Origin of the sequence: Pseudomonas sp. IT-P258, from assembly GCF_949767825.1 — a bacterium.
Taxonomy (GTDB): Bacteria; Pseudomonadota; Gammaproteobacteria; order Pseudomonadales; family Pseudomonadaceae; genus Aquipseudomonas; species Aquipseudomonas monachiensis.
In genome coordinates this window covers 179,049-200,237 of sequence record NZ_CATKPU010000014.1, presented here as the reverse complement: position 1 = coordinate 200,237, position 21,189 = coordinate 179,049, and the positions used below count along the sequence as shown (strand labels likewise).

Here is a 21,189-nt window from a genome sequence, read left to right as displayed (position 1 = left end):
GGGGGACATCAATCTGTGAACAGGCCGAAATCGACTCAGTGTTTTTTCGGGCCTTGAAGTTGAAGTTGCTCGGGGGTAGCAGGCAGACGCTCAACCACCGCGAGCTTCTCCGGCACCTGCCGCTTGCGCCAGGTGCGGAAGGCATTGAGCTCGTCGTCGAGCACTTTCATCAGCCATGCCAGTACTGCGATGTCATCGAACATGCCAAACAATGGAATGAAATCCGGAATCGCATCCACCGGGCTGAGGAAGTACATCAGGCCCGCGACCACCGAAACCAGCGCCTTGGGGCTGATAGCGCGATACTCACCACGCCAGTAGGCCAGGCAGAGTGCCTGCAACAGCTTCAAGTCGTCCTTGATCTTGCCCAACCGGTTGCCCTGGCTTACGCCTTTGCTGGCGACCGCGAACAACAGGCTCGGCAATCGACCCCGTGCCAGCAGGCGTCCGGCCAGTGGCAGGAAACGAGCGAAATTCCAGGGTGCTTTCATCATTCCTCCCGTTGAAATGTTATCCACACAAATTGTGGATAACCTTGTGAACAGAGCAGCTTTTCGCCGCTGTAAGCCCCGTGTTACAAGGCCTGCGTTCAGATCGGGCGTTTTTTACTCATCAAAAAAAACCCATAATTTCATTGACTTGGCGGCCTTGTGCGACTACCGCCAACACCACTATGCCTGAGACTCCGGCCTAGAGCGTCTGTTCGATTTGTTTACCCCTGCCGAACGCCAGATGCAACAACGCCCCGCATGAGCGAGGCGTTGTTATCGAAGCAGGCGCTGGTTACTTGGCAGCGGCGTCTTCTTTTGCCGGATCCTTGATGGCCAGCAGTTCCAGGTCGAATACCAGCACCGAGTTGGCTGGAATCGCCGGGCTTGGGCTTTGAGCGCCGTAAGCCAGGTCAGCAGGGATGTACAGCTTGTACTTCTCGCCAACGTGCATCAGTTGCAAGCCTTCGACCCAACCCGGGATCACACCGCTGACCGGCAGATCGATCGGGCTGCCGCGCTCGACGGAGCTGTCGAATACGGTGCCATTGGTCAGCTTGCCGGTGTAGTGAACGGTCACTACATCAGTCGGCTTTGGCTGAGGGCCATCGGCTTTCTGCACGACTTCGTACTGCAAGCCCGAAGCGGTGGTGGTCACGCCAGGTTTCTTGGCGTTTTCCTCGAGGAATTTCTTGCCGGCAGCGGCCGACTCTTCGCTCATCTTGGCCATGCGCTCTTCGGCACGCTTTTGCAGCGCGGCGAATGCCTCGACCAGTTCTTCGTCTTTGAGCTTCTGCTCTTTCTTGCCGACGGCGTCTTCGATGCCCTGGGCTACAGCCTTGGAATCCAGGTCATCCATGCCTTCCTGAGCCAGGCTCTTGCCCATGTTCAGGCCAATGCCGTAGGAAGCTTTTTGCGCCGGAGTTTTCAGCTCTACGCTGGTCTGCGAATCACAACCCGCAAGTACCAGGCCAACCAGGGCTACCGCCGCCGCCAACCGATGCTGTTTCATGCTATTTCCTTGTTCATGCGCCTAAAGGGCAATCGAGTAAAGCCGCGAGCTTATCAGGCCGCCACGACCAATGGCTACCGGCATGAGAGCCGGAAACAATTGATAAGTTCAGGTGTTTAAACGCTTTTCACTATTCGGCTGATGAAGCTTCTTTCACTTTGCGCCGACGCAGGCTGATTCCGGAACTACAACATATGGCGTAATGGCCTCTTGCCGCACCCTGCGTACTCGGGCATAACCGCATGATAATTCGACAAGGAAGTTTATCTTGCGCCTCTTCTTTCGCTTGCTGGCTCTCGTCGCAGTACTGCTCGGACTGGTCATGGCCGTGGTGCTTTACTACGTTGCCGACCCGAAATTGCCGGCCTGGTCGCCTGCGCAACAAGTGCATTACCTGGAGCAATGGAGCGCCGCCGATCGCGAGACCTATTACTTCACTCCCCAGGGCACTCAGGTCAAAGGCTTGCGCTACGACTGGTTCACCGCCCTCGAACTGCCCTTCTCCCGACAACGCTTCGCCGCCCCCGAATACCTCGCCCGCTTCGGTTTCCTGGTGGACCCCGGCCAGAAGCCGACACCGAACAACCCCGGCAACCTCCCCGCAGGCTTTACGCGGCACCAGAATGCGGGGAGCACGGATATGTTTCTGGATATCACCTGCGCGGCCTGCCACACCGGTGAACTGCGATTCAAGGGCCAGGCCGTGCGTATCGATGGCGGCTCGGCGCAACATGTACTGCCATCCAGTGTTCCCACACTCAAAGGCGGCAGTTTCGGACAGGCCCTGGTGGCCAGCCTCGCCTCCACTTACTACAACCCGTGGAAATTCGAGCGCTTCGCACGCAACGTGCTCGGCCAGGACTACGAAACGCGCCACCAACAGTTGCGTAAAGATTTCAAATCTTCACTGGATACCTTCCTCAAAGTGGCCTGGAACGACACCCATCGCGGGCTCTATCCGACCGAGGAAGGCCCGGGGCGCACAGACGCCTTCGGGCGCATCGCCAACGCCAGCTTCGGTGATGCGATATCCCCCGACAACTACCGCGTGGCCAATGCCCCGGTCGATTATCCGCAGTTGTGGGACATGTGGACGTTCGAATGGGTGCAGTGGAACGGCTCGGCGAAACAACCGATGGCTCGCAACATCGGCGAGGCGCTGGGCGTGGGCGCCACGCTGAACTTCTTCGACAAGAGCGGCCAGCCGCTGACGGGTGATGCCCGCTACCCCTCCAGCGTCCGCGTGCGCGATCTGCACCTGATCGAACAAACCCTGCAACGACTTTCACCTCCGGCCTGGCCTGAAGAACTGTTTGGCCAGGTCGACAAAACCCTGGCAGCCAAGGGCCGTGCCTTGTTCGCCGAAAACTGCGCAGGTTGCCATGTGCCGCGCACCAGCCAGAGCGAGGGACGATACGTCCAGCACCTGAAAATGCTCCCGGTGGATTACATCGGCACAGACCCCGGCGCGGCCAACAACATCGCCGACCACCGCTTCGACCTCACAGCTTTGCAATGGAAGCAGGCGGAACTGGAAAAACTCGATGTCGAGCCAAAGCCCACCGAACCACTGGACCTGAGCAAAATGTCCGTGGCCAAGGGGCTGGCCTATGTCACCGCTTTTGTCCAGGACCGCGCCTATCAAGACGCCAACGTCACCCCTGCCGAGCGCCCTGACATGGACGGTTTCGGCCTGCCGATCGGTGTGCGCGAATTGCGTTCGTACAAGGCCAGGCCATTGGCGGGTGTATGGGCGACAGCGCCGTACCTGCACAACGGTTCGGTCCCGAGCCTTTATCAATTGCTGTCGCCTCAGGATGAGCGTGCGACCACCTTCTATAAAGGCACGTTCGAATACGACCCGGGACACCTGGGTTACCGCACCGAAGCCTTTGCCAACGGGTTCCTGTTCGACACACGAATCACCGGCAACCACAACAGCGGCCATGAATTCCGGGCCGGCAAACTCGGCAATGGTGTGATCGGCCGCGGATTGCAACCACAAGAACGCTGGGCACTGCTGGAATATCTGAAAGTGCTGGGCGGCCCGCTGGAAGCGCAATTGCCATGACCACAACCGCAGTTAAAAGGACATTCCCATGCTGATAACTCTCTGGCTGCGCCTGGGCGCCGTCCTCGCCAGCCTGTTGCTGTGGTTGCTGGGTCTCGGCGTGCTGGGCTGGGCCCTGGCCGGCGCCTGGTTTGCCTGGCAGCATCGCGGGCCGGTTTCGGCGCAGGAGTTGATGGCGGACGACGAAGCCGCGATGACCCGGGACATCATCCAGACCGCCGTGCGCATCGTCGATCAGCACCGTGAAAGCACCCGCTACCTGCGCGACGCCCATGCCAAGGCCCACGGCTGTGTGAAGGCCGAGGTTCAGGTGCTGCCGGAACTGCCAGGCGAACTGCGTCAGGGCGTATTCAGCGAGCCGGGCAAAACCTGGCAAGCGACGATGCGCCTGTCCAACGGCAATGCCTACCCGCAGTTCGATAGCATCCGCGACGCCCGGGGCATGGCGATCAAACTGTTCGATGTGCCGGGCAAGCAACTGTTGAGCGACCGGCAGGGGCGAGGCGAACAGGACTTTGTGATGTTCAGCCACCCGAACTTCTTTGTCAGTGATGTCGCCGAATACCGTCAGAACGTCGCCGCCCAGGCCGACGGTAAAAAGCTGATGGCCTTCTTCCCCGGTCGGGATCCACGCGCCTGGCAGGTTCGCCACCTGTTCATTGCCCTGGCGACACTGGCCCCTGCCCCGTCGAGCCCGACCCAGACGACGTACTTTTCGGTTTCACCCTACAAATTCGGTGAAGCCAATGCGAAATTCCGGGTCATGCCCGATCCGGATAACTGCCCGGCCTACAACCTGCCGGAACAGAATCGCAAGTTGCCGAACTTCCTGCGCAATGCGCTGAACCAACAGCTGTCGACCGACCGGGTGCCCGCGTGTTTCGCCTTGCAAATCCAGCGACAGGACGCCAACCAGTACATGCCGATCGAAGACACCAGCATTGAGTGGCGCGAGAGCGATGCGCCCTTCGAGACGGTGGCACGGATCAAGGTGCCGGCGCAGGACTTCGATACGCCGGCGCTAAACCTGCAATGCGACAACCAGTCGTTCAATCCCTGGTTCGGCGTCGAGGCGCACCGCCCCATCGGCGGGATCAATCGCCTGCGCAAGGCCGTGTATGAAGCCGTCAGCGACTACCGACACAGTCGCAACGCCGAGCAATAATCGAGCAGGCACAAAAAAAGCGATCCTCGGATCGCTTTATGGTCTGGCCAAACGCCAGACAGCAAAAAGCCCGCACTAGGCGGGCTTTCTGTGGTGACCTGGCGTTCAGTGTTCCAGGTTACCGAATATGGCGCAGCGGACGGGACTCGAACCCGCGACCCCCGGCGTGACAGGCCGGTATTCTAACCGACTGAACTACCGCTGCGCGTAGCGTTGAAAGTAAGTGGTGGGTGATGACGGGATCGAACCGCCGACATTCTGCTTGTAAGGCAGACGCTCTCCCAGCTGAGCTAATCACCCTTTACCTTCGTTGCGGGGCACATTATGCCACAGGTTTTTATAAAGTGTTGATTTATTTGAAGTTTTTTTTCAAAAAATCTACAAACCGGTGAAACGATGCAACCCACAGGAACAACAGACAAACTTGAGGCAGAAAAAAACCCGCCTAAGCGGGCTTTTTCCGTGGTGACCTGGCGTTCAGTGTTCCAGGTTACCGAATATGGCGCAGCGGACGGGACTCGAACCCGCGACCCCCGGCGTGACAGGCCGGTATTCTAACCGACTGAACTACCGCTGCGCGTAACACTTGAAACGAATGGTGGGTGATGACGGGATCGAACCGCCGACATTCTGCTTGTAAGGCAGACGCTCTCCCAGCTGAGCTAATCACCCTTCGCTTCGGTGTGGCGCGCATTCTACGGAGCGACCCAACCTCTGGCAAGCACTTTTTAAAATAATTTTCTCAGCCCTTCCAAAGGCTTAGAGAAAGGTTGGCCTATGGCACGGCGAAGACAATAATGCCCCCCTTTGTATAAAGGAGAGACTCACCCCATGTGGTTCAAAAACCTGCTTATCTATCGCCTGACCCAAGATCTGCCTGTTGATGCCAAGGCGTTGGAAACTGCACTGGCCACCAAACTGGCGCGCCCATGTGCAAGCCAGGAGTTGACCACCTACGGTTTCGTCGCGCCGTTCGGCAAAGGCGAAGATGCGCCACTGGTGCACGTCAGCGGTGACTTCCTGCTGGTGTCCGCGCGCAAGGAAGAACGTATTTTGCCGGGTAGCGTCGTGCGTGACGCGGTCAAGGAAAAGGTCGAAGAGATCGAAGCCGAGCAAATGCGCAAGGTCTATAAGAAGGAACGCGATCAGATCAAGGATGAAATCATCCAGGCCTTCCTGCCCCGCGCCTTTATCCGCCGCTCGTCGACCTTCGCCGCCATCGCGCCGAAACAGGGCCTGATCCTGGTCAACTCGGCCAGCCCGAAACGCGCCGAAGACTTGCTGTCCACCCTGCGCGAAGTGATCGGCACCTTGCCGGTGCGCCCGTTGACCGTGAAGATGTCCCCGACCGCGACCATGACCGAGTGGGTCACCACCCAGAAAGCCGCGGACGATTTCTTTGTGCTGGACGAGTGCGAACTGCGCGACACCCACGAAGACGGCGGCATCGTGCGTTGCAAGCGCCAGGACCTGACCAGCGAAGAAATCCAGCTGCACCTGAGCACCGGCAAAGTGGTCACTCAACTGTCCCTGGCCTGGCAGGACAAACTGTCGTTCGTCCTCGACGACAAAATGGTGGTCAAGCGCCTGAAGTTCGAAGACCTGCTGCAAGACCAGGCGGAACAGGACGGCGGCGACGAAGCCCTGGGCCAACTGGACGCCAGCTTCACCCTGATGATGCTGACCTTCGGCGACTTCCTGCCGGCGCTGGTTGAAGCGCTGGGTGGTGAAGAGACTCCGCAGGGAATCTAAAAGCTTGTGATCTCAAACTGTGGGAGCGGGCTTGCTCGCGAAAGCGGAGCGTCAGTCGACATTGATACTGACTGATACTCCGCTTTCGCGAGCAAGCCCGCTCCCACATTTGGTTTTGTGGTGCTACTGAATAAAAAAGGATCAAGCCATGCGCGCACTGGCTGCATTGAGTCGTTTTGTCGGCAACACCTTCGCTTACTGGGTACTGATTTTCGCTGTCGTGGCGTTTCTGCAGCCGGCATGGTTCATCGGCCTCAAGGGCGCCATCGTGCCCTTGCTGGGGCTGGTGATGTTCGGCATGGGCCTGACCCTCAAACTCGAAGACTTCGCCGAAGTCGCTCGGCATCCATGGCGCGTGGCCCTGGGCGTGGTGGCCCATTTCGTGATCATGCCGGGCGTGGCGTGGTTGCTCTGCCAGGCGTTCCACTTGCCACCGGAAATCGCCGTCGGCGTGATTCTGGTCGGCTGCTGCCCGAGCGGCACCTCGTCGAACGTGATGACCTGGCTGGCCCGTGGCGACCTGGCGCTGTCGGTGGCCATCGCCGCCGTCACCACCCTCCTCGCCCCGCTGCTGACCCCGGCGTTGATCTGGCTGCTGGCCTCGGCCTGGTTGCCGGTGTCGTTCATGGAGTTGTTCTGGTCGATCCTGCAGGTGGTGCTGTTGCCGATCGTGCTGGGCGTGGTTGCCCAACGAGTGCTCGGCGACAAGGTTCGCCACGCCGTGGACGTATTGCCGCTGGTATCGGTGGTCAGCATTGTGATCATCGTCACGGCAGTCGTCGCCGCCAGCCAGGCGAAGATCGCAGAGTCCGGTCTGTTGATCATGGCCGTGGTCATGCTGCACAACAGCTTCGGCTACCTGCTGGGTTACTTCACCGGGCGCCTGTTCAAGCTGCCTCTGGCCCAGCGCAAGTCCCTGGCCTTGGAAGTCGGCATGCAGAACTCCGGGTTGGGCGCCGCGTTGGCGAGCGCACACTTCTCGCCGTTGGCGGCAGTGCCAAGTGCACTGTTCAGTGTGTGGCACAACATTTCCGGGGCATTGCTCTCCACGTATTTCCGCCGCATGAGCGAGAAACAGAACCGGGAATTGGCGGCGCAACAGGTCAGTGACTGAGTTGAAAACTTGATCCCCGGGTTAATGCTGGGCACTATATTGCGCAACGCGAGGACGACCTCGCGGCTCGATCGAGTCATTAATCAGGGGACGACCCCGTCAGACGATGGAGGTCTTCATGTCCTGGATCATTCTGTTTTTCGCCGGCCTGTTCGAAGTCGGCTGGGCCGTCGGCCTCAAGTACACCGACGGCTTCACCCGCCCGCTCCCCACCGTGTTGACCGTCGCGGCCATGGCGATCAGCCTTGGCTTGCTCGGCCTTGCAATGAAAGAATTGCCGCTGGGTACGGCCTATGCGATCTGGACCGGTGTCGGCGCCGTTGGCACGGTGATCGCCGGGATCATCCTGTTTGGCGAATCCATGGCGCTGGTGCGGTTGGCGAGTGTGGCGTTGATTATTTCCGGGCTTGTTGGCCTGAAGGTCAGCGCTTAACTTTCAGACCGCCATCGTCGGATCGCCGCCCGGAGATCCGACGATGAGGCCCGTTCAAACAACCATTATCTGACAGGCCCGCGCAACTCCCCCACCAACGCCTGCAACTTCGCCGGCTCCGCCACTTCAACCGCCACCGCCGGCCCCGCCACCAATGTCACTCGCGACCACAGGCGATGAAACAGTCCCTTGCCCGGATCGCGGCTGAAGAAACTCCCCCACAACCCCTGCAAGGCCAGCGGAATCACCGGTACCGGCGTCTCTTCGAGAATCCGCGTCAACCCGCCCTTGAATTCATTGATCTGGCCATCGGCGGTCAATTTACCCTCGGGGAAGATGCACACCAGCTCACCGTCCTTCAGGTACCGGGCAATGCGCGTGAAGGCTTGTTCATATATCTGGATGTCTTCCTGGCGCCCTGCAATCGGAATCGTCCCCGCGGTACGGAAGATGAAGTTCAGCACCGGCAGGTTGTAGATCTTGTAGTACATGACAAAGCGAATCGGCCGACGCACCGCGCCGCCAATCAGCAAGGCGTCGACGAATGACACGTGATTGCACACCAGCAACGCCGCGCCTTCATCGGGGATCAAATCCAGATTGCGATGCTCGACGCGGTACATGGAATGGCTGAGCAGCCAGATCATGAAACGCATGGTGAACTCGGGGACGATCTTGAAGATGTAGGCGTTGACGCCGATGTTCAGCAACGACACCACCAGGAACAGCTGCGGGATCGACAGCTCGGCCACACTCAGCAAGATGATCGAGACAATCGCCGACACCACCATGAACAAGGCATTGAGGATATTGTTGGCGGCAATCACCCGCGCCCGTTCGTTCTCCGCCGTACGTGACTGGATCAGCGCGTACAGCGGCACGATGTAGAAACCGCCAAAGACGCCCAGGCCGAGGATGTCGAGCAACACCAGCCAGGTGTGGCCGAAACCGAGGATCTCGATCCAGCCATGGCCAGTGGCGCTGTCCGGGATTCCACCAGAATGCCACCACAGCAGCAGACCAAAAACGGTCAGGCCGAACGATCCGAACGGCACCAGTCCGATCTCGACTTTGCGCCCGGAGAGCTTCTCGCACAGCAGCGAACCCAATGCGATGCCGACCGAGAACACCGTCAGAATCAGCGTCACCACGGTTTCGTCGCCGTGCATCCACTCCTTGGCATAGGCCGGGATCTGCGTCAGGTAAATCGCCCCGACAAACCAGAACCACGAGTTGCCGACAATCGAGCGTGACACCGCCGGCGTTTGCCCCAGGCCCAGCTTCAACGTGGCCCAGGACTGGCTGAAGATGTTCCAGTTCAGGCGCATTTGCGGCGTGGCGGCCGCCGCCCGGGGAATGCTGCGACTGGCCAGGTAGCCGAGCACGGCAGTGCCGATGATTGCCACGGACACCACCGGTGCGTAATGCGCCGAAGACATCATGATCCCGGCACCAATGGTGCCGGCAAGGATCGCCAGGAAGGTGCCCATTTCCACCAGGCCGTTGCCGCCTACCAGCTCATCTTCATGCAGGGCTTGCGGCAGGATCGAGTACTTCACCGGCCCGAACAACGCCGAGTGGGTGCCCATGGCGAACAGCGCCAGCAGCATCAACGACAAGTGATCGAACATGAAGCCGACGGCACCGACCGCCATGATGGCGATTTCCCCAAGCTTGATCAGGCGGATCAACGCGTCCTTGGCGAACTTTTCCCCGAATTGCCCGGCCAGGGCCGAGAACAGGAAGAACGGCAGGATAAACAGCAGCGCACACAGGTTGACCCATATCGAGCGGTCACCCTCGATGGTCAGCTTGTACAAAATGGCCAGGATCAACGACTGCTTGAACACGTTGTCGTTGAACGCCCCGAGGGACTGGGTGACGAAGAACGGCAGGAAGCGCCGGGTGCGTAGCAAGGTGAACTGTGAGGGGTGACTCATCTTCCATGTGTCCCTGATGATAGGTAACGAGTGGCCTGGATTCTTATTGGATTATCAAAAGTCGATCCAGGCCACACCTTACCTAATTCTTTGCCGGTTATTTCTTCAATCCGGCAATGCACGGCGAGACAAACAGCTCGCCACGCCAGGCGCCCAGCACCGTGCGCTTGCCGACGATCAGCCACATCACCGCCAGCAATGCCACCAGCACACAGCCAAAGACACCGAAGAATGTCAGGTTCAAGGTACTGGCCAGCTTCAACGTCGCCAGAGAATAGACGCCCAACGGGAAAGTGAAACCCCACCAGCCGAGATTGAAAGGAATGCCGGCCCGCAGGTAGCGCACAGTGATCAGCAACGCCATCAGCATCCACCACAGACCGAAGCCCCACAGGGTGATGCCGGCCACCAGACCCAATCCAGAGGCAATCTCACCGACTCCCGGCATACCGTTGGCCGCGAAAATCAACGGTGCGTCGCCGCCCAGTACCAGCATGCCCAGCGCACCGGTGCCGATCGGGCCAAGGGCCAGCCAGCTCGAGGCGGCCATGTTTTCGTGGGGCAGTTTATGCAGGGCCATGCGCAGCATCAGAATGGTCAGGATGCTGAAGGCCACCGGCAGGGAAAAAGCCCAGAGCACGTAGCTGGTCACCAGCACCACCAGTTGCGAATGAGCGTCGGCCAAGTGCGGCGCCAACAACCCCCCGCTCACGGCCGCCACTTCAGCCGCGACCACCGGCAACAACCAGACTGCAGTCATCTGGTCAATGCTGTGCTCCTGACGGGTGAACATCATGTAGGGAATCAGCACGCCACAGGCCAGCGACATCGCCACATCCAGCCACCACAGCACCTCGGCGAGGTGAATCACCCCTTCGCCCCAGCGCGGCAGGCCAAACACCAGGAAGCCATTGATGATGGTCGCCAGGCCCATGGGAATGGTGCCGAAAAACATCGAAACCGTGGAGTGGCCGAAAATACGTCGCGCTTCGTCGAAAAACAGCACCCAACGCGCCGTGTATAGCGCGGTAAACAGCAGGAACAGAGCGATATTGAACAGCCAGAGGGCTTCGGCAAAGGCGTGCAAGGCAGGTGTGGCGACCGGCAATTGCGCCAGTGCCAACGCCAGCACGCCGGTGCCCATAGTGGCCGCGAACCAGTTGGGGGTGAACTGGCGGATCACCTCGCGGGGATGCTGCAAGTGACTGAAAGGTTTGATTCCGGGCTTGATGCTATTGGCGCATGTCATGGCGAACTCCTGTCCTCTCGTGAGGTAGAGCCCATGTTAGATCCGAATAGAATATCTATATAACGGGTAATATCTCTATATCTTATCGATATCACTTATATATTCAGACACTCCCTTCCGATTCGATCACCAATATCCGGGCCGGTCCTAGCGGATGTGCCACATGCTCAGTGCCAACCGAGGCATGGAAAATGTCACCGACCTCCAGCAAGGCCTCCCGCTCCAGCCCCTCTTCGCGATAACGCATCCGCACCTGGCCATCGAGCACCACGAACACTTCCTCGCCATCGTTGACGTGCCACTTGTAGGGTTGATCAGTCCAGTGCAGGCGCGTGGTGATGCCGTTCATGCTGGCGATGTCCAGCGCGGCCCAGGCACGCTCGCCAGTGAATGATTTGCTGCGGATGATCTTCATGGTCCGATCCTTCGAGTGAGCTGAGTGGGTGCCAAGGCTAACTCAATTTTACCGGTTGGCCTCGCAGGCCCTGGCCGAACGTGATCGCAGTAAACCCGCCATTGCACTGAGGGCCAGCACCATCAGCACCGCACCATAGCCATCGGTGGTTGCCACCAGACCAAAGGTCCGCGCCAGGTTCCCGGCCAGCAGCGCCGGCAGGCAAAACGCCAGATAACTCAGCACGTAATACGCCGACATCAACCCGGCGCGCTCATGGGGCAAGGCCAGCGGCACCAGACTGCGCACCGCCCCGAGGAAACCGGCGCCGAAGCCACAACCGGCGACCAGCGTGCCGAGGAAAAACAGCGGCAAACTGGCGCTGTGCACGCCCAGTAGAATCAGTGCGACGCCCGTCGGCAGCGAACAGGCACCCAATTGCAGCGCCTTGGTCGCCGCCTGATTGCGTAGTGTGTAAATCATCAGGGCACCGGTCACCGTCAATGCGGCGACGGTCGCCCCGCCAATCAGGTTCGACGTTGAACCGGTTGCCGTGCGCACCAATGAAGGTGCCAGCGACGCGTAAAAACCGCCGAGCGCCCAGGTCGCCGTGTTAATCGGTAAAACACGCCATAACGTCGCACGCGCCTGGACCGGCACATGCAGGGTCGGTCGCAATGATGCCCAAGCCCCGGACTGGCGCGTGACGCTCTCCGGCAAACGCCAGACCCATACAGCCTGCATCACGAACAGGACAAGTAGCAGCCAATAGGTCAGGTGTAACGGCGCCGGAGCAAATTCGGCCAGCAAACCGCAGCCCATTCCACCCAGAGCCATGCCGATCAAGGGCGCGACGCTATTGACCAGTGGGCCATGCTGGCGATCGGTGTCCAGCAAGGTTGCACTCAACACGGCAGTTGCCATGCCGGTGGCAAACCCCTGCAGGACCCGGGCACTGATCAGCCACGCAACGCTGTCGGCGTAGATAAACAGCAACATCGCCAGGGTGTTCAGCAGCACCGCCGTAAAGATCACCGGTTTGCGTCCCAGGTAATCCGACATCGAGCCGACCGTCAGCAACGCCGCCAACAGGCTGAGGGCGTAAACGCCGAAAATAAGGGTCAGGGTCGCGGCCGAAAACTGCATCTGCTCCTGATACAGGTGATACAGCGGCGTCGGCGCAGTGGAAGCCGCCAGGAAGCTAAGCAAGGTAATTGCCAGAAACCACAGGCTGGCGCGATTTGAAGAAGAACCGGGCATGGACACACTCCACAAAAGCTAATTATTTGCTTTTGCGGAGTGTGCTACTGGATCTCTCTTAAAGCAAATTCTTTGTGTTAAGGTCCGATGCATGGCTTTCAGGACCGGGTGCCTGCCGCAAGACCCGGTGCAATACAGGAAACACAAGATGACCGCTCCCACATTACGCCCCGGCGGCCGCAGCGCCCGGGTACAAGAGTCGATTCATTCGGCCGTGCGCCAACTCCTTGAGGAGCAGGATCGCGCCAGCGTGACGGTACCGCAAATTGCGGCGCGCGCGGGTGTCACACCGTCCACCATCTATCGACGCTGGGGCGATGTGTCGGCGCTGCTGGCCGACGTCGCCCTCGCCCGCATGCAGCCCGACAACGAGCCGGCCAATACCGGCAGCCTTCACGGCGACGTGCGGGCCTGGGCCGAGCAGTACCTGGACGAGATGAGCTCCGAACCTGGCCGCAACATGCTGTACGACGTGCAGGCAGCATTGAAGCCGAGTTATTGCGCGACCATCATTGGCGGGCAACTGCAGACGATTCTGGATCGCTATCCGGATCAGCCCAAGCCCAGTGTCGATCGCCTGATCAACCTGATCGCGGCGCCGACGGTGTTTCGCATCCTGTTTGCCGAGGCGCCGCTTGAGGTTGAACAATTGCACCGATTGATCGAGATCGCGTTGAATCAGTGAAACCCATTCGCGAGCAGGCTCGCTCCCACAGGGAATGTGTGCGGCAGGCCAATTGTGGGAGCGAGCCTGCTCGCGATGGGGCCGGTCCAGACACTGAAAATCCTCCTGCGACACCCCGCCACGCCACGACCTTGGTCGACACTGACTAACGCTGGCGGTCGTGCGAGACTGTCTGTCCGGGCGGGAGGTCCGGATGTCTTTTGTCTGGAGTCCCCATGTCGCTGTCCACCGGGCTGATTGCCGTCGTCGCCCTGGCCTATATGGCCATCATGTTCGCTATCGCCTTCTATGGCGACCGTCGCAGCGCGCCCTTGCCGCCGCGTGTGCGGGCGTGGGTGTACAGCCTGTCGCTGGCGGTCTACTGCACCAGCTGGACCTTCTTCGGTGCCGTGGGCCAGGCCGCCGAACAGCTCTGGTCGTTCCTGCCGATCTACCTCGGGCCGATCCTGTTGCTGGTCGGCGCGCCGTGGGTCCTGCAAAAAATGGTGATGATCAGCAAACAGGAAAACATCACCTCGATCGCCGACTTCATCGCCGCACGCTATGGCAAATCCCAGTCGCTGGCGGTGGTGGTGGCGCTGATTTGCCTGGTCGGTGTGTTGCCCTATATCGCACTGCAGCTCAAAGGCATCGTGCTCGGCGTGAACCTGCTGATCGGCGCCGGTGCCGACGCCATGGGCACTCGCGCCCAGGACACCGCGCTGATCGTATCGTTGGTGCTGGCGCTGTTCACCATCGTCTTCGGCACCCGCAACCTCGACGCCACGGAGCACCACCGCGGCATGGTGCTTGCGATTGCCTTCGAATCATTGGTGAAGCTGTTCGCGTTCCTCGCTGTCGGCGCCTTCGTGACCTACGGCCTGTACGACGGATTCGACGACCTGTTCGACCAGGCCATGCTCGCGCCGCGCCTGGAGCAGTACTGGAAGGAAACCATCAACTGGCCGTCGATGGTGGTGCAGACCGGTGTGGCGATGATGGCGATCATTTGCCTGCCACGGCAGTTCCACGTGACCGTTGTCGAGAACATCGACCCTCAGGATCTGCGCCTGGCCAAGTGGGTGTTCCCGGCCTACCTCGCCCTCGCCGCCTTGTTTGTCGTGCCGATCGCCCTGGCCGGCCAGATGATGCTGCCCAGCTCGGTGCTGCCGGACTCGTTCGTCATCAGCCTGCCCCTGGCCCAGGCGCATCCGGCGCTGGCCCTGCTGGCGTTTATCGGTGGCGCATCGGCGGCCACCGGCATGGTGATCGTGGCCAGCGTGGCGCTGTCGACCATGGTCTCCAACGACATGCTGCTGCCCTGGCTGCTGCGGCGCAACAACGCCGAGCGCCCGTTCGAAGTGTTCCGCCAGTGGATGCTGTCGGTACGCCGCGTCAGCATCGTGGTGATTCTGCTGCTGGCCTACGTCAGTTATCGCCTGCTGGGCTCGACCGCCAGCCTGGCGACCATCGGCCAGATCGCCTTCGCCGCCGTGACCCAACTGGCCCCCGCCATGCTCGGTGCGCTGTACTGGAAACAGGCCAACCGCCGCGGCGTTTTCGCCGGCCTCGCCGCAGGCACCTTCCTGTGGTTCTACACCTTGGTCCTGCCGATTGCCGCCCTCAGCCTCGGCCTGTCCTTAAGCACCTTCCCGGGGCTGGCCTGGTTGCACAGCAACCCACTGAACCTGCCGATCACCCCGCTGACCCAAGGCGTGGTGCTGTCGCTGGCAGGCAACTTCACGCTGTTCGCCTGGGTTTCGGTACTGTCGCGCACCCGTGTGTCCGAGCACTGGCAGGCAGGCCGCTTCATCGGCCAGGAAATCAGCGCCCGCCCCAGCGCACGTTCGATGCTGGCGGTGCAGATCGACGACCTGCTGCAACTGGCGGCGCGCTTCGTCGGCGAAGAACGTGCCCGTCAAAGCTTCATCCGTTTTGCCTATCGCCAGGGCAAGGGCTTCAACCCGAACCAGAACGCTGACAATGAATGGATCGCCCATACCGAACGCTTGCTGGCCGGTGTGCTCGGCGCTTCCTCGACCCGCGCGGTGGTAAAAGCCGCCATTGAAGGCCGCGAGATGCAACTGGAGGACGTCGTGCGCATCGCCGACGAAGCCTCGGAGGTGCTGCAGTTCAACCGTGCCTTGCTGCAAGGCGCGATCGAGAACATCACCCAGGGCATCAGCGTGGTCGACCAGTCACTGAAACTGGTGGCCTGGAACCGTCGATACCTGGATTTGTTCAACTACCCGGATGGCCTGATCAGAGTTGGCCGGCCCATCGCTGACATCATTCGCCACAATGCCGAGCGCGGCCTGTGCGGCCCGGGCGAAGCCGAAGTGCACGTCGCGCGTCGCCTGCACTGGATGCGCCAGGGCCGCGCACACACCTCCGAGCGCCTGTTCCCCAACGGCCGGGTGATCGAGCTGATCGGCAACCCGATGCCGGGCGGTGGATTCGTCATGAGCTTCACCGACATCACCGCGTTCCGCGAAGCCGAGCAAGCGCTGACCGAAGCCAACGAAGGGCTGGAGCGACGGGTCACCGAACGGACCCACGAATTGTCACAACTCAACATTGCCCTGACCGAGGCCAAGGGCACCGCCGAGGCCGCCAACCAGTCCAAGACCCGTTTCCTCGCGGCCGTCAGCCATGACTTGATGCAACCCTTGAATGCGGCGCGGCTGTTCTCCGCCGCCCTCTCCCATCAGGGCGATAGTCTGTCTGGCGAAGCACAGAAACTGGTCGAGCACCTGGACAGTTCGCTGCGCTCGGCCGAGGACTTGATCAGCGACCTGCTGGACATTTCCCGCCTGGAAAACGGCAAGATCAACCCCAATCGCCAGCCATTCGCCCTCAACGAACTGTTCGATACCCTCGGTACAGAGTTCAAGGCGCTGGCGCGAGAACAAAAACTGGAGTTCCGGGTTCGCGCCAGCACGTTGCGGGTCGACAGCGACGTCAAACTGCTGCGGCGGATCTTGCAGAACTTCCTGACTAACGCTTTCCGCTACGGCAAAGGGCCGGTGCTGCTGGGGGTTCGCCGACACAAGGAGCACCTGAGCCTGGAAGTCTGGGACCGAGGGCCAGGCATCCCGGAAGATAAGCTGCAGGTGATTTTCGAAGAGTTCAAGCGCCTCGACAGCCACCAGACCCAGGCCGAAAAAGGCCTCGGCCTGGGGCTGGCGATTGCCGACGGGCTATGTCGCGTGCTCGGTCATACCTTGCGCGTACGCTCCTGGCCGGGACGCGGTAGCGTGTTCAGCGTCAGCGTGCCGCTGGCCCGAGCGCAAACCGCAGCGCCGCTCAAGGTCGCCGAGCTCAACGGCAAGTTGCTCAATGGCGCGCAGGTGCTGTGTATCGACAACGAGGACAGCATCCTGATCGGCATGAACAGCCTGCTCAGCCGCTGGGGTTGCCAGGTCTGGACCGCGCGCAATCGCGAGGAATGTGCCGTGTTGCTTGGCGAAGGCATGCGTCCGCAATTGGCCCTGGTGGATTACCACCTCGATCATGGCGAGACCGGAACCGATTTGATGGCCTGGTTGCGCACGCAGATGGGCGAGCCGGTTCCGGGGGTGGTGATCAGCGCCGATGGCCGGCCGGAGACGGTCGACCTGGTGCATGCCGCAGGGCTGGATTACCTGGCCAAACCGGTGAAGCCGGCGGCGTTGCGCGCGTTGTTGAGCCGGTACATACCGTTGTAGCGAGGATCAGCTCGCCACAATGGTTAATGTTTCGCTGCCGGTTTATTCCGGCAACTCGACCAACCCATCGACATCGGTCATCGCCCGCTCCAGCAAATCCGCCGGCAAGCTCTTGCTCGCCCGCGCGCCCAACAGCTTGAGCTGTTCACTGCGGCTGACCAGGTTGCCGCGTCCCTCTGTCAGCTTGTTGCGTGCCGAACTGTAGGCCTTGTCCAGTTGCTGCAGGCGATTGCCGACCTCGTCCAGATCCTGGATGAACAGCACGAACTTGTCGTACAGCCAGCCGGCCCGCTCGGCGATTTCCCGGGCATTCTGGCTCTGGCGCTCCTGCTTCCACAGGCTGTCGATGACGCGCAGGGTCGCCAGCAAGGTGGTGGGGCTGACGATCACGATGTTGCGGTCGAATGCCTCCTGGAACAGCGTCGGTTCAGCCTGCAGCGCGGCCGAAAACGCCGCCTCGATCGGCACGAAGAGCAACACGAAATCCAGGCTGTGCAAGCCATCGAGGCGCTTGTAATCCTTGCCGGCCAGGCCTTTGACGTGATTGCGCAACGACAGCACGTGCTGCTTGATCGCGATCTGGCCGATAGCCTCGTCTTCAGCCGCGACGTATTGCTGATAGGCCGTCAGGCTGACCTTGGAGTCGACCACCACCTGCTTGTCGCCCGGCAGATAAATGATCACGTCCGGCTGGAAGCGCTCGCCGTCCGGTCCCTTGAGATTGACCTGGGTTTGGTACTCGCGGCCCTTCTCCAGCCCCGCATGCTCGAGCACGCGCTCAAGAATCAGCTCGCCCCAATTGCCTTGGGTCTTCTGCCCTTTCAAGGCGCGAGTCAGGTTGGTGGCCTCATCGCTCAGGCGCAAATTCAGCTGTTGCAGGCGCTCCAGCTCCTTGGCCAGGGAGAAACGCTCACGGGCCTCGTTCTGATAGCTTTCCTCGACACGCTTTTCGAAGGACTGGATGCGTTCCTTGAGCGGATCGAGCAACTGCCCCAGGCGCTGCTGGCTGGTTTCGGCAAAACGCTGCTCGCGCTCATCGAAAATTTTCCCCGCCAGCTCGGCGAATTGCGCGCGCAACTCGTCCCGCGAACCTTGCAGATCGTTGAGGCGCTGCTGATGACTGTCCTGTTGCTCGCGCAATTCGGCGTTGAGCGACGCGGCCTGGGCGTCCAGGCGGCGCAACTCGGCTTCTTTGCCGGCGCGTTCGATATTCCACGCATGGGCGGCGTCCCGGGCGTCGTCGCGCTCGATCTGCAACAGCTCGACTTCACGACGCAGCGCAGCCAGATCAGCCTGTTTGGCGGCGTTGGCCTGGGTCAGATCAGCCGCTTCATCGCGGCTGGACTCGAGCTGGGCGTTCAATCCGTCCTGCGCCAGTTGCGCCATGGCCAGGCGTTCTTGCAGCAGCGCGACATCGGCTTGCGTGGTGCTGGCCCGACGTTGCAGTTGCCAGGCCAATACCAGCAATGGCAACCCAGCCCCTGCCAGACCCAGCAATAAGCTGGTCAAGTCCATTGCCATAGCCACTCCTGCCATTCGGATAAAGCCTGAAGGTTAACCAAGAGGTCCGGTCTTGGACAGCTCAGTCTTCGATCAGCCCCAGTTCCTGTTGCGCGCGGTGATCACCCGCCCGAGCGGCCTGGCGCAACAGGTCCTGACCGATCCGGCGGTCCCGGGCATTCCCGCATTCGCGACACATCAACTGGCCAAGGCGACTTTGCGCCGCCACCACACCTTCACGGGCCGGTTGCTTGAGCAAACGTCCGGCGATGTGTTTGACGTTACGGTTTTCGCCCAGATGCGGACTGTCCAACAGCCACTCCGCCACACGCATGGAAAAGCGCTTGGTAGGGGCAACAGAAGGCGGTGTGGAGGAAGAGGAAACAGAGGCCGAGCGAAACTTCATAAAGCACTGTGGGGCAGATCAGAAGGCGCGCAACTTTACTCTCTTTTTCTTACAGGTAAAGCTGAAAATATCCCGGCACGCCCGTCCTAGAGCAAGCGCTCGGGACAATCCACAGAAGCTGTGGATAACTCAGTGGACAACCGCCCTCGAACTCTCTCAAAGCCCTGTGGAATGGGGCTCGCAGTCAAACTGACGATTTTTTCACCAGTAAAAAAAAGCGATGTTTTTCATTGACTTAAATTTTGGTTACAGGCAGCCATTACGCTTGAACGTGAGATGACAGCGGGGTGACAGACCGCGCAACTAATGTGCACAAGTGCCTTTGCGATGGTTATATCGACGCCCTTTTTCGGCGCATTTTTTTGTCGTGCCTGGGGACAAACCCTGGCAAACCCGGTTTCCAGACGGCTGCGCCGCTTCAAACTTCGATGACCGGCGGTCGGATTCTGTCTCGAAACAGGGCGTATCAATCCCGGACCGCGCAGCTTTATCCGCGCCTCCACAAGGAGAAACAGCCCGATCAGGCACCCGCCGGGAAATTCTTTTCACTATCACACTTCCCTTGGCCAGTTCAATCCGTTAGTATCCGCGGCGTTAGTACCAAGCTGAAAGTCAATTCTGGTCGAACAAATCCCCCCGGTCAGCCTTCCCAACGGAAGCCTCCACCGAACAAGCGGGATCGACCACCTCGATGGTTTCCAGGTAAATCTTGCGCCAACACAACCTTTGAATCAAAAGCAAAGGGTGTTGCTCCGCCTGCCTACTCTGCTCGAACCAACCTGCAAATTGATCAGGATCTTCACCCCGGGCCCAGAACCTTTGCCCTTGATGTGTTGCCTGCCCTCCTAAGTACCTACCTGCCAGCCCAAGCGCGCCAACTTATCAGCGCTTCAAACTGGCTGCTTTGTTCCAGTCGGGTTCTTCGTTCGATCAATGGTGATCGACGTTACTGGAACGTTTTAACGTTGCACGGTTCTTATCCGTGTCATTTGTAGGAACACCCAATAATGTCTACTCAAATCCACACTCAGGATGCCATTCGCACCCTAACCAACGCTTTTGCACCAATGAACTGCCTGATCATGGCCGCTCGCAAAGACTGCTTCAGCTTCACCCTGGTTAACGAACACGGTATCGCTCGTCACAGCGAACGCCTGTACCCCGATCAATACTCCAGCGCCGAGCCGCTGCAGGCCGTGATCGAGCGTACCCGTCAGGCACTGGTTGCCTGAAACGCCAGTCAGGCTGAAAAACCCAAAAGCCCTGCCCGAAAAGCGGGGCTTTTTATTGCCCGATATTTCCTTGCCCTCGAATCACGAATAAGCACGATCCGATATAAGGGTTATAACTGGTCGCTGGAAATATTTTAAAAACAGGCCTTTACAGCGCGAATATGACACTACACTTCAACTCAAGCGGCTTGACCCGCTTGCGGCGAGCCTGAGCCGATCCACTGCTGCCAAGCCCCTTTCAGGTATCGCCGTCCATTTCAGGTTTCGAGGGTTTTATGGGTATCGCTGCCAGCGAACTGTGCCGTTATGTGATTCGTCCGACCTTGATCTACCTCGGACGCCATAGCGCTACTGCCGAATCCTTGCTGCTGGGCATTGCCGCCAGCCAGTCCGCCCTTGGTTCCGCCCTGCATGACCGCCGTGGGCACGGCCTGTACCGCATTGCCGAGCCCCGCCACCAAGCCCTATGGGATCACTACCTGGCCCTTGATCCGGACCGTGCAAGCCTGGTCCGCGGCCTGGCCAGCCAGCATGCGTTTCTCAGTGGCCCGCACCTCGAATTGACCGTCAACCTGCGTTACGCCACAGCCATCGCCTGGCTGCTGGTGGAAGAACAGAACACCCCCCTCCCCGCCCCTGATGATTTGTTGGGCATGGCCAGGATCTGGCGCCAGACATTTCAGCCCCAGGGACGCCTGCGTGATTTCACCAGCGCCTGGCAAACCTGTGTTTCACCGCTGAATCAGGTAGCCTGCTGACACACCTGGATCCAAAGATCGCGCAACACGCCGCGATTTTGGTC

Annotated in this window: 17 protein-coding genes and 4 tRNA genes; 9 read left to right on the top strand and 12 right to left on the bottom strand. The window is 60.1% G+C overall.

Features of this window, described 5'->3' with window-relative positions; genetic code table 11:
* Positions 1-35: 35 nt before the first annotated feature.
* Both ACM6G4_RS04550 and ACM6G4_RS04545 read right to left on the bottom strand, forming a co-directional pair.
* Positions 36-491 (bottom strand): YkvA family protein, encoded by a 456-nt coding sequence (locus ACM6G4_RS04550; RefSeq protein ID WP_056721765.1) that lies wholly within the window; start codon positions 489-491, stop codon positions 36-38.
* Between the two features lie 292 nt (positions 492-783).
* Positions 784-1,500 (bottom strand): FKBP-type peptidyl-prolyl cis-trans isomerase, encoded by a 717-nt coding sequence (locus tag ACM6G4_RS04545; RefSeq protein ID WP_056721763.1) that lies wholly within the window; start codon positions 1,498-1,500, stop codon positions 784-786.
* A 268-nt stretch (positions 1,501-1,768) separates the two neighbouring features.
* Here ACM6G4_RS04545 and ACM6G4_RS04540 point away from each other — a divergent pair, with 268 nt between their 5' ends.
* Together ACM6G4_RS04540 and ACM6G4_RS04535 are read left to right on the top strand one after the other, a co-directional pair.
* Complete coding sequence (locus ACM6G4_RS04540) at positions 1,769-3,571, top strand: di-heme-cytochrome C peroxidase (protein WP_414913140.1); 1,803 nt, start codon at positions 1,769-1,771, stop codon at positions 3,569-3,571.
* A 28-nt stretch (positions 3,572-3,599) separates the two neighbouring features.
* A complete protein-coding gene (locus ACM6G4_RS04535) occupies positions 3,600-4,736 on the top strand; it encodes a catalase family protein (protein ID WP_414913139.1) in 1,137 nt (378 codons plus the stop codon).
* Positions 4,737-4,864: 128 nt separating this feature from the next.
* On the opposite strand, the gene ACM6G4_RS04530 is transcribed toward ACM6G4_RS04535, so the two are convergent.
* The 4 genes from ACM6G4_RS04530 to ACM6G4_RS04515 all read right to left on the bottom strand — a co-directional run bounded on the left by ACM6G4_RS04530 (position 4,865) and on the right by ACM6G4_RS04515 (position 5,408).
* Positions 4,865-4,941 (bottom strand) — tRNA-Asp (locus tag ACM6G4_RS04530).
* A 19-nt stretch (positions 4,942-4,960) separates the two neighbouring features.
* A tRNA-Val gene (locus ACM6G4_RS04525) sits at positions 4,961-5,036 on the bottom strand.
* A 200-nt stretch (positions 5,037-5,236) separates the two neighbouring features.
* A tRNA-Asp gene (locus tag ACM6G4_RS04520) sits at positions 5,237-5,313 on the bottom strand.
* A gap of 19 nt (positions 5,314-5,332) precedes the next feature.
* Positions 5,333-5,408 (bottom strand) — tRNA-Val (locus tag ACM6G4_RS04515).
* A 159-nt stretch (positions 5,409-5,567) separates the two neighbouring features.
* On the opposite strand from ACM6G4_RS04515, the gene rdgC reads away from it, so the two are divergent.
* From rdgC to sugE, 3 genes are all read left to right on the top strand, one after another.
* Positions 5,568-6,488 (top strand): recombination-associated protein RdgC, encoded by a 921-nt coding sequence (gene rdgC, locus ACM6G4_RS04510; RefSeq protein WP_414913138.1) that lies wholly within the window; start codon positions 5,568-5,570, stop codon positions 6,486-6,488.
* A 148-nt stretch (positions 6,489-6,636) separates the two neighbouring features.
* Positions 6,637-7,602, top strand: coding sequence for a bile acid:sodium symporter family protein (locus ACM6G4_RS04505; RefSeq protein ID WP_414913137.1), 966 nt, complete (start codon positions 6,637-6,639; stop codon positions 7,600-7,602).
* A 118-nt stretch (positions 7,603-7,720) separates the two neighbouring features.
* Positions 7,721-8,035, top strand: a complete 315-nt coding sequence (sugE, locus tag ACM6G4_RS04500; RefSeq protein WP_007977599.1) for a quaternary ammonium compound efflux SMR transporter SugE — start codon at positions 7,721-7,723, stop codon at positions 8,033-8,035.
* A gap of 65 nt (positions 8,036-8,100) precedes the next feature.
* Here the strand turns inward: sugE and ACM6G4_RS04495 are convergent, their stop codons facing one another.
* The 4 genes from ACM6G4_RS04495 to ACM6G4_RS04480 all read right to left on the bottom strand — a co-directional run bounded on the left by ACM6G4_RS04495 (position 8,101) and on the right by ACM6G4_RS04480 (position 12,878).
* Positions 8,101-9,975 (bottom strand): MFS transporter, encoded by a 1,875-nt coding sequence (locus ACM6G4_RS04495; protein WP_414913136.1) that lies wholly within the window; start codon positions 9,973-9,975, stop codon positions 8,101-8,103.
* A 97-nt stretch (positions 9,976-10,072) separates the two neighbouring features.
* Complete coding sequence (locus tag ACM6G4_RS04490) at positions 10,073-11,224, bottom strand: TDT family transporter (protein WP_414913135.1); 1,152 nt, start codon at positions 11,222-11,224, stop codon at positions 10,073-10,075.
* Positions 11,225-11,327: 103 nt separating this feature from the next.
* A complete protein-coding gene (locus ACM6G4_RS04485) occupies positions 11,328-11,639 on the bottom strand; it encodes a cupin domain-containing protein (RefSeq protein WP_056721754.1) in 312 nt (103 codons plus the stop codon).
* 48 nt (positions 11,640-11,687) lie between these two features.
* Positions 11,688-12,878 carry an MFS transporter gene (locus ACM6G4_RS04480; RefSeq protein WP_414913134.1) on the bottom strand — a complete coding sequence of 397 codons (1,191 nt, stop codon included), beginning with the start codon at positions 12,876-12,878 and terminating at the stop codon, positions 11,688-11,690.
* Positions 12,879-13,026: 148 nt separating this feature from the next.
* On the opposite strand from ACM6G4_RS04480, the gene ACM6G4_RS04475 reads away from it, so the two are divergent.
* Both ACM6G4_RS04475 and ACM6G4_RS04470 read left to right on the top strand, forming a co-directional pair.
* The gene (locus tag ACM6G4_RS04475) at positions 13,027-13,563 is read left to right on the top strand and encodes a TetR/AcrR family transcriptional regulator (protein ID WP_056721750.1); all 537 of its coding nucleotides are present in this window, start codon (positions 13,027-13,029) and stop codon (positions 13,561-13,563) included.
* A gap of 215 nt (positions 13,564-13,778) precedes the next feature.
* Positions 13,779-17,249 (top strand): NahK/ErcS family hybrid sensor histidine kinase/response regulator, encoded by a 3,471-nt coding sequence (locus ACM6G4_RS04470; RefSeq protein ID WP_414913133.1) that lies wholly within the window; start codon positions 13,779-13,781, stop codon positions 17,247-17,249.
* A 42-nt stretch (positions 17,250-17,291) separates the two neighbouring features.
* On the opposite strand, the gene rmuC is transcribed toward ACM6G4_RS04470, so the two are convergent.
* Together rmuC and ACM6G4_RS04460 are read right to left on the bottom strand one after the other, a co-directional pair.
* Entirely contained in the window at positions 17,292-18,656 is a 1,365-nt protein-coding gene (gene rmuC, locus ACM6G4_RS04465; protein ID WP_162252406.1) for a DNA recombination protein RmuC, read from the bottom strand.
* Between the two features lie 175 nt (positions 18,657-18,831).
* The gene (locus tag ACM6G4_RS04460) at positions 18,832-19,155 is read right to left on the bottom strand and encodes a hypothetical protein (protein ID WP_080925238.1); all 324 of its coding nucleotides are present in this window, start codon (positions 19,153-19,155) and stop codon (positions 18,832-18,834) included.
* A gap of 1,007 nt (positions 19,156-20,162) precedes the next feature.
* On the opposite strand from ACM6G4_RS04460, the gene ACM6G4_RS04455 reads away from it, so the two are divergent.
* A complete protein-coding gene (locus ACM6G4_RS04455) occupies positions 20,163-20,387 on the top strand; it encodes a hypothetical protein (protein ID WP_414913132.1) in 225 nt (74 codons plus the stop codon).
* A gap of 275 nt (positions 20,388-20,662) precedes the next feature.
* Positions 20,663-21,145 carry a hypothetical protein gene (locus ACM6G4_RS04450; protein ID WP_056721742.1) on the top strand — a complete coding sequence of 161 codons (483 nt, stop codon included), beginning with the start codon at positions 20,663-20,665 and terminating at the stop codon, positions 21,143-21,145.
* Positions 21,146-21,189: the final 44 nt, after the last annotated feature.

Excerpts from the sequence above, each read along its gene's own strand:
- ACM6G4_RS04550 (WP_056721765.1), bottom strand. The coding sequence starts at position 491 with ATGAAAGCACCCTGGAATTTCGCTCGTTTCCTGCCACTGGCCGGACGC.
- ACM6G4_RS04545 (WP_056721763.1), bottom strand. The coding sequence starts at position 1,500 with ATGAAACAGCATCGGTTGGCGGCGGCGGTAGCCCTGGTTGGCCTGGTA.
- ACM6G4_RS04535 (WP_414913139.1), top strand. The coding sequence starts at position 3,600 with ATGCTGATAACTCTCTGGCTGCGCCTGGGCGCCGTCCTCGCCAGCCTG.
- rdgC (WP_414913138.1), top strand. The coding sequence starts at position 5,568 with ATGTGGTTCAAAAACCTGCTTATCTATCGCCTGACCCAAGATCTGCCT.
- ACM6G4_RS04505 (WP_414913137.1), top strand. The coding sequence starts at position 6,637 with ATGCGCGCACTGGCTGCATTGAGTCGTTTTGTCGGCAACACCTTCGCT.
- sugE (WP_007977599.1), top strand. The coding sequence starts at position 7,721 with ATGTCCTGGATCATTCTGTTTTTCGCCGGCCTGTTCGAAGTCGGCTGG.
- ACM6G4_RS04495 (WP_414913136.1), bottom strand. The coding sequence starts at position 9,975 with ATGAGTCACCCCTCACAGTTCACCTTGCTACGCACCCGGCGCTTCCTG.
- ACM6G4_RS04490 (WP_414913135.1), bottom strand. The coding sequence starts at position 11,224 with ATGACATGCGCCAATAGCATCAAGCCCGGAATCAAACCTTTCAGTCAC.
- ACM6G4_RS04485 (WP_056721754.1), bottom strand. The coding sequence starts at position 11,639 with ATGAAGATCATCCGCAGCAAATCATTCACTGGCGAGCGTGCCTGGGCC.
- ACM6G4_RS04480 (WP_414913134.1), bottom strand. The coding sequence starts at position 12,878 with ATGCCCGGTTCTTCTTCAAATCGCGCCAGCCTGTGGTTTCTGGCAATT.
- ACM6G4_RS04475 (WP_056721750.1), top strand. The coding sequence starts at position 13,027 with ATGACCGCTCCCACATTACGCCCCGGCGGCCGCAGCGCCCGGGTACAA.
- ACM6G4_RS04470 (WP_414913133.1), top strand. The coding sequence starts at position 13,779 with ATGTCGCTGTCCACCGGGCTGATTGCCGTCGTCGCCCTGGCCTATATG.
- ACM6G4_RS04460 (WP_080925238.1), bottom strand. The coding sequence starts at position 19,155 with ATGAAGTTTCGCTCGGCCTCTGTTTCCTCTTCCTCCACACCGCCTTCT.
- ACM6G4_RS04455 (WP_414913132.1), top strand. The coding sequence starts at position 20,163 with ATGTCTACTCAAATCCACACTCAGGATGCCATTCGCACCCTAACCAAC.
- ACM6G4_RS04450 (WP_056721742.1), top strand. The coding sequence starts at position 20,663 with ATGGGTATCGCTGCCAGCGAACTGTGCCGTTATGTGATTCGTCCGACC.